A 6,860-nucleotide genomic window follows, 5' to 3' on the forward strand; every position below is an offset into this window, starting at 1 on the left:
CAGCCAAGCTTGCCCGATTGCGCCGCGCGCGCGAGTGCTGACGCCTCCGTTATGGTGCGATCAGTTGGCCCGCCGTGGCGCCCTGGCTGCATCGGGCGCGAAGCGATCGCCGAACGGGTCGCCTTCGTACCAAAGCGGCGGCTCGGCCGCGTCGGCGACTTCGCGGGCGATCCAGTAATTGAGCCGCGCGAACTTCGCCCCCGCATCCCAGCGGAACGGCAGGTCGAGCTGGTCCGACGGCTGGTGGTAATTGTTGGCCAGGAAGTCGCGGAACGCCTTCTCTCCGCCATTGGCGAAGCCGGTCATCAGGAAGATCGACGGCACGCCTGCCTTGACGAAGTTGAAATGGTCGGATCGCACGAAGAACTGCTCCTCGGGCATCGGATCGGGCGAGACGGTGACCCCCATTCGTGCGCCGGCGCGCGCGACGATCTCGCCCATCGTCGAATGCTCAGCCCCGAACGCGATCACGTCCTGGAAATCGTAGAGCAGGATAGGCATGTCGAGATTGACGTCGGCAACCAGCTTGCCCGTTCCCGTCACCGGATGCTGGGCGAGATAGCTGGAGCCGAGCAGCCCGTCCTCCTCGGCGGTCAGCGCGACGAACAGGATCGAGCGTTTCGGCCGCGTCTTGCCCTTGGCGAACGCGCGCGCCGCTTCGAGCATCGTCGCCACCCCGGCGGCATTGTCCATCGCGCCGTTGTGGATCTGGTCGCCCGGCAGATGCGGGTCGCGACCGACATGGTCGAGATGCGCGCTGAGCACGACATATTGGCTCGCGAGCCTCGGGTCGGACCCGGGAAGCACGCCGATCACATTGGGACTGCGATAGGCCCGGACCTTGCTGGTGCGCGAGAGCGTGGCGCGCTGCTTGAGCGCGAACCCCTTGACCCTGGCATCGGATGCCGCGGCGGCGGCGAACATCTGCTCGATGCGCATCGGCGCGCCTGCGAACAGCGCCTTTGCCGCAGCGGCGTTCAGATAGGCGCCGATCGCCACGCCGGGATCCTGCCCGTCGGGAAACCCCTCGTCGCTCAGCCACTTGGTCGCATCCTGGGGGACGGTGTTCGCCGCGGCGCGCCACAGCATGTCATCGCTCGGCGCGGCGACGTACAGGATGCCCACGGCCCCGTGCCTGGCGGCGACGATCCCGCGCTCGGCGATGAGCCGCGCCGCCGTCGCGCTGGGCATACCCCGGGGCATGCCCAGCAGGATCACCGCGAATTTGCCGCGCAGATCGAGCCCGGCATAATCGTCGCGACCGAGATCGGGCGCCTCGATGCCAAAGCCGACGAAGACCGCCGCGCCGGACACGGTCTGCGTGGCGCTGCCGAAGCGCGGCGACGGCGCGATCAGCACGTCGTTGCCATTGGCGAAACTGCGCGTACCGATCCGCAGCGTGGCGGGGCGGCGCGGGTCGAGGCCGTATTCGGTGAGCGAAACCTGCTGGAACCAGCTTTTGTCGGTCCCGCCCGGCTTGAGGCCCAGAGCGGCGAACTGGTCGGCGACATAGCGCGCGGCGATCTCGTGCCCAGGCGTGCCGGCGTCGCGCCCCTCGAGCCGGTCGTCGGCTAGGAAGGTGACGTGCTTGCGGATCTCGGCCGCGCTGAACGCGGGCTCGTCGCGCGCCTGGCCGTGCGCGGCGAGCGGCGCGGCGGCGAGCAACAGCCCGGCGAGGAAGGTGGCGGCGCGCATGAAGGGACTTTCGCTTGGCAGGGACACATACAGGCTAGTCGAAGTGCGGAGCGCCGCAACCCCAACGCGTCGCCCCGACCATGTGCCGGGGTCCGCTATCCTCCCCCTGGCGGGGGAGGATAACAACGCATCGATTGGGATGAGAGCGTGGACCCTTCGCACTGCGTTTCTCGTGCCCGCGGATTCGGTTGCAGCGGTTACCGTCCTCGCTATGTTCGGCGCCGATATCGACGCTCCCCGGGGGAAGATCACCACATGAAGTCGTTCCTGATGACCTGCAGTGCAGCCGCGATCGCGCTCGCCACCGCCTTGCCCGCCGCCGCGCAGCAGGCGCCTTCGGCCAAGCCGGTCCCGGTCGCCGAGCTCGTCAAGCGCGTCGACATTCCGTACGAGGAGTTCAAGCTCGCCAACGGGCTGCGCGTCATCGTCCATACCGACCGCAAGGCGCCGATCGTCGCGGTGTCGACTTGGTACGATGTCGGCTCGAAGCACGAGCCGCAGGGCAAGACCGGCTTCGCGCATCTGTTCGAGCATCTGATGTTCAACGGTTCGGAAAACGCCCCGGGCGATTTCTTCGAGCCGCTCAAGCAGGTCGGCGCGACCGACTTCAACGGCACCACCAGCTTCGATCGCACCAATTATTTCGAGACCGTGCCCCGGCCCGCGCTCGACCGTGCGCTGTTCCTCGAGAGCGACCGCATGGGCTATCTGCTCGGTGCGATCACGCAGGACGTGCTCGACGAGCAGCGCGGCGTCGTCCAGAACGAGAAGCGCCAGGGCGACAACCAGCCCTATGGCTTGGTCTATTACAAGGTGCTCGAGGAACTGCTCGCCGGCAGCCCCTATGGCCATAACGTGATCGGCTCGATGGCCGATCTCGATGCCGCCAGCCTCGACGACGTCAAGAACTGGTTCCGCTCGCATTACGGCCCGAACAACGCCGTGCTGGTGCTCGCCGGCGATATCGACGCCAAGGAAGCGCGCCCGCTGGTCGAGAAATATTTCGGCAAGATCGCCGCGGGGCCCAAGAGCAACCTGCCGGCGGTCACGGTGCCGACGCTCGCCGCGCCCAAGCTGGTCAAGATGCAGGACCGTGTCGCTGCAACCCTGGTGCTGCGCCGCTGGGCGGTGCCGGGGATGAACGATCCCGACGCAGTCGCGCTCGATGCCTTCGGTGACGTGCTCGGCGGGCTCGCCAGCTCGCGCCTCGACAATGCGCTGGTCCGCAAGGAAAAGCTCGCCGTGCAGGTCTCGGCCGGCATCCAGTCGATGTCGCAGCTCGGCATCTTCGGGGTCCAGGCGATCGTCAAGCCCGGGGTCGATCCCAATCTCGTCGCTAAGCGCCTCGACGAGATCGTCGCCGATCTGATCCAGAACGGCCCCACTGCCGACGAAGTCCAGCGCGTCGCCACCCAGGCGGTGTCGGGCCGCATCTTCGAGCTCGAATCGGTCGGCGGCTTCGGCGGCAAGGCGGTCGCGCTTGCCTCGGGCGAGCTTTATTCGGGCGATCCCGCCTTCTTCAAGAAGCAGCTCGCCGAGACCGCACGGATCACCCCCGCCCAGGTCCAGGCGGCGGGCAAGAAGTGGCTGACCCGCCCGGCGCTGACGATCATGGTCGAGCCCGGCCAGCGCGAAGCCTATCAGGAGGCCGCGACCGTCCCGGCGGCTGCCCGCCCTGCCGAGGCCCCCAAGGCCGAGGCCGTCAAGGGTACGCGCGGCGCGCTGCCGGCGGTGTCGCAGATCGGCGACCTCGACTTCCCCGATGTCAGCCGGGCCAAGCTCTCGAACGGTGTCGAGATCGTCTATGCCAATCGCGCCGCCGTCCCGACCAGCCAGGTGGTGATCAGCTTCGATGCCGGTGCCGCTGCCGATCCGGCGGGCAAGCTCGGCACGCAGAGCCTGATGCTCGGGTTGCTCGACGAAGGCACCACCAGCAGGGATTCGATCGCGATCGCCGAAGCGCGCGAGCGGCTCGGCGCGACGATCGGCGCCGGCAGCTCGGCCGATCGCACCTATCTGTCGGTCGCGGCGCCCAGCCCGAACCTGGCCGGCGCGCTCGACCTGTTCGCCGATGTCGTGCGCAATCCCGCTTTCGCGCCCGCCGAGATCGAGCGGCTCCGCGCGACTCAGCTCACCGGCATCGCGCAGGAGCTCACCGATCCGCAGGGCCTCGGCAACCGGGTGCTGCCGCCCTTGCTCTACGGGGCCGGCAATCCCTATGCCAAGCTCGGCGCGGGCGGCGGCGACCCCGTCGCGGTCAAGGCGCTGACCCGCGACGATCTGCTCGCCTTCTACCGCGCCTGGATCCGGCCCGACAAAGCCAAGATCTTCGTGGTCAGCGATCGTCCGCTCGCCGAGGTCAAGGCGGCGCTCGAGGCGCGCTTCGGCAATTGGGCTGGGCAGGGCGCTGCGGGCACCAAGGCGTTCACCGTCGCGCCGAAGCAGGCCGCACCCAAGATCGTGCTGGTCGACCGGCCCGATTCGCCGCAGTCGCTGATCCTCGCCGCGCAGATGACGTCGCTCGATCCGTCGAGCGAATTGCTCACCACGCTCACGGCGAACCAGGTGCTCGGCGCGGGCTTCCTGTCGCGGATCAACATGGAGCTGCGCGAGAACAAGCATTGGTCGTACGGCGTGCGCGGCGGCTATGACTGGCTCGAAAAGGCCGTGCCCTACACGATCAGCGCGCCGGTCCAGGCCGACAAGACCGGCGAATCGATCAAGGCGCTCCAGCAGCAGGTCGGCGACTTCCTGACCACCAAGGGCGTCACCGAGGCCGAACTCACGCGCGAGATCAACGGCACCACCCGCGAGCTCGCCGGCCGATTCGAGACGTCGGGCGCGGTGCTCTCGGCGATGCAGCAGAACGACCTGCGCCACCGCCCGGACAATTTCTACGACACCGTGACGCAAAAATATCGGAGCATGACCGTCGCCCAGCTTGACGCTGCGGCACGCGCCTCTCTCGACCCCAAAAAGTTCGTCTGGGTGGTCGTCGGCGATGCCAAGACCGTCAAGCCGCAGCTTGACAGCCTCGGCCTCCCTGTCGAGGTGGTCCCAGCGGCGTCGGTGGCGGGCTCGCCCGCGGCCGCCGCGTCGAAGTGATTTCCTCGATCAGGAGAGACGAAATGGCGAACGTTGACGGCAGCTGGAACACGGTGACCAAGTCGCCGATGGGCGACCAGCAGGCAGTGCTGACCGTGCAGAGCGCGGGCGACAGCTTCACCGGCAATTTCTCGGGCGGGCTCGGCACCACCGACATCAAGGACGGCAAGGTCAATGGCGACACGCTGACCTTCTCGCTCGACATCACCATCCCCATGCCGATGACGCTGACGGTCGAGGCGACGGTGGACGGCGACAATCTCAACGGCAATGTCACCGCGGGCGCGTTCGGCAGCTTCCCGATCACGGGCACGCGCGGCTGAGGGCTTCGCCTTTTGGTTGAGACAAGGGGCTCGCTTCCAGGAGGAGGCGGGCCCTTTTTCTTTTCCTCCCCGTTCCGGGGAGGAACGACTACCGCCTAACCCGCGTCAAATGCCCCATCTTGCGCCCCGGCCGGGCATTGCCCTTGCCGTAAAGGTGCAGATGCGTCCCCGGCTCGGCCAATAGCTCCGCCCATTGATCGGCATCGCTGCCGATCAGATTGACCATCTCGACATGGCTCCCGGTCAGCGCGGTGCTGCCCAAGGGCAGCCCGCAGATCGCGCGGATATGGTTCTCGAACTGCGAGGTCTCGGCGCCCTCGATCGTCCAATGCCCCGAATTGTGCACCCGCGGCGCCATCTCGTTGAACACCGGCCCGTCCGCGCAGGCGAAGAATTCGAGCGTCAGCACCCCGACATGCCCGAGCGCCTCGGCGACGCGGCCTGCCAATGTCGCCGCCTCGGCCCAGTGCCGCGCAATCTCGGCGGGGGCGGGGAGCGACGAGCGCGCGAGGATGCCGTCCTTGTGCTCGTTCCACGGCGGCGGATAGCTGGCCAGCGCGCCGTCGATCCCGCGCACCGTGATGATCGAGAATTCGTGGCTGAAGGTGACGAAGCCCTCGAGGATCGCCGGCCGCTCGCCGATCTCGGCCCAGGCCGCCTCGGCCTCGCCGGCGTCGCGGATGCGGACCTGGCCCTTGCCGTCATAGCCGAGCCGCAAGGTCTTGAGGATCGCCGGCGTGCCAATCGTGTCGAGCGCCGCCTTCAACTCCTCCAGGCTCGAGACCGGCGCCCAAGGCGCGGTCCGACCGCCGAGCGCGCCGACAAAGGCCTTTTCGCGCGCGCGGTCCTGCGCGATCGACAGGCTCTGCGGGCCGGGCCGCACCGGCACCTTGCCCGACAGATATTCGACCGGCCCGATCGCGATATTCTCGAACTCGTAGGTCACCACATCGGTCTGTCCGGCGACTTCGTCGAGCACGATCCGGCTGTGATAATCGGCGCGGGTATAGCTGGAGGCGGTCTGCGCGGCGACGCTCTCGGCATCGGGGGCGAGGACGTGGGTGCGATAGCCCAATTGCGCCGCGGCGACGGCGAGCATCCGCCCGAGCTGGCCGCCGCCGAGGATGCCGATCACCGATCCGGGTGGGAGCATGGTCATTCGGGGTCGGTCGCGACGCTGTCGGTCTGCGCCGCGCGCCACGCCTGGAGCCGCTCGGCAAGCGCGTCGTCCGAGGTCGCGAGGATGGCCGCGGCGAGCAGCCCGGCATTGATCGCCCCGGGCTTGCCGATCGCGAGCGTGCCGACGGGCACGCCGCCGGGCATCTGGACGATCGAATAGAGGCTGTCGACGCCCTTCAGCGCCTTGCTCTCGACCGGCACGCCGAGCACCGGCAGATGCGTCATCGCCGCGGCCATCCCCGGCAGATGCGCCGCGCCGCCCGCGCCGGCGATCACCACCTTGAGCCCGCGCTCCGCGGCGCTGCCGGCATAATCGTAGAGCCGCTGCGGAGTACGATGTGCCGAGACGACCTTGGTCTCGTGCGGCACGTCCAGTTCGTCGAGCACCCGCGCGGCATGGCGCATCGTCTCCCAATCGGACGTGCTGCCCATGATGATGCCGACTTTAGCTGCGTCAGACATGCCTGCCCCGTGTTGCGGAAGCGTGGGTTGTTAGTGGGCGAGGGGGGAGAGGGCAACCAACTTAAGCCCCTCCCCTTCAGGGGAGGGGCTTAAGTG

Annotated in this window: 5 protein-coding genes; 2 read left to right on the plus strand and 3 right to left on the minus strand. The window is 68.1% G+C overall.

What is annotated here, in order from left to right; all coding sequences use genetic code 11:
* Positions 1-60: 60 nt before the first annotated feature.
* A complete protein-coding gene (locus AC3WJI_RS18195; protein WP_492758705.1) occupies positions 61-1,695 on the minus strand; it encodes a M20/M25/M40 family metallo-hydrolase in 1,635 nt (544 codons plus the stop codon).
* 255 nt (positions 1,696-1,950) lie between these two features.
* Here AC3WJI_RS18195 and AC3WJI_RS18200 point away from each other — a divergent pair, with 255 nt between their 5' ends.
* Together AC3WJI_RS18200 and AC3WJI_RS18205 are read left to right on the plus strand one after the other, a co-directional pair.
* Complete coding sequence (locus AC3WJI_RS18200) at positions 1,951-4,800, plus strand: M16 family metallopeptidase (protein WP_492758706.1); 2,850 nt, start codon at positions 1,951-1,953, stop codon at positions 4,798-4,800.
* A gap of 23 nt (positions 4,801-4,823) precedes the next feature.
* A complete protein-coding gene (locus tag AC3WJI_RS18205) occupies positions 4,824-5,123 on the plus strand; it encodes a hypothetical protein (protein ID WP_492758707.1) in 300 nt (99 codons plus the stop codon).
* 88 nt (positions 5,124-5,211) lie between these two features.
* Here AC3WJI_RS18205 and AC3WJI_RS18210 read toward each other — a convergent pair whose 3' ends face one another.
* Positions 5,212-6,282, minus strand: a complete 1,071-nt coding sequence (locus AC3WJI_RS18210) for a 5-(carboxyamino)imidazole ribonucleotide synthase (protein ID WP_492758708.1) — start codon at positions 6,280-6,282, stop codon at positions 5,212-5,214.
* Positions 6,279-6,764, minus strand: a complete 486-nt coding sequence (purE, locus tag AC3WJI_RS18215; RefSeq protein WP_492758709.1) for a 5-(carboxyamino)imidazole ribonucleotide mutase — start codon at positions 6,762-6,764, stop codon at positions 6,279-6,281. Before purE ends, AC3WJI_RS18210 begins: the two co-directional genes overlap by 4 nt.
* Positions 6,765-6,860 lie beyond the last annotated feature (96 nt).

The organism is Sphingomonas sp. FW306-1B-B10E, assembly GCF_058782005.1.

Coding starts and splice junctions, on each gene's coding strand:
- AC3WJI_RS18195 (WP_492758705.1), bottom strand. CDS start 1,695: ATGCGCGCCGCCACCTTCCTCGCCGGGCTGTTGCTCGCCGCCGCGCCG.
- AC3WJI_RS18200 (WP_492758706.1), top strand. CDS start 1,951: ATGAAGTCGTTCCTGATGACCTGCAGTGCAGCCGCGATCGCGCTCGCC.
- AC3WJI_RS18205 (WP_492758707.1), top strand. CDS start 4,824: ATGGCGAACGTTGACGGCAGCTGGAACACGGTGACCAAGTCGCCGATG.
- AC3WJI_RS18210 (WP_492758708.1), bottom strand. CDS start 6,282: ATGACCATGCTCCCACCCGGATCGGTGATCGGCATCCTCGGCGGCGGC.
- purE (WP_492758709.1), bottom strand. CDS start 6,764: ATGTCTGACGCAGCTAAAGTCGGCATCATCATGGGCAGCACGTCCGAT.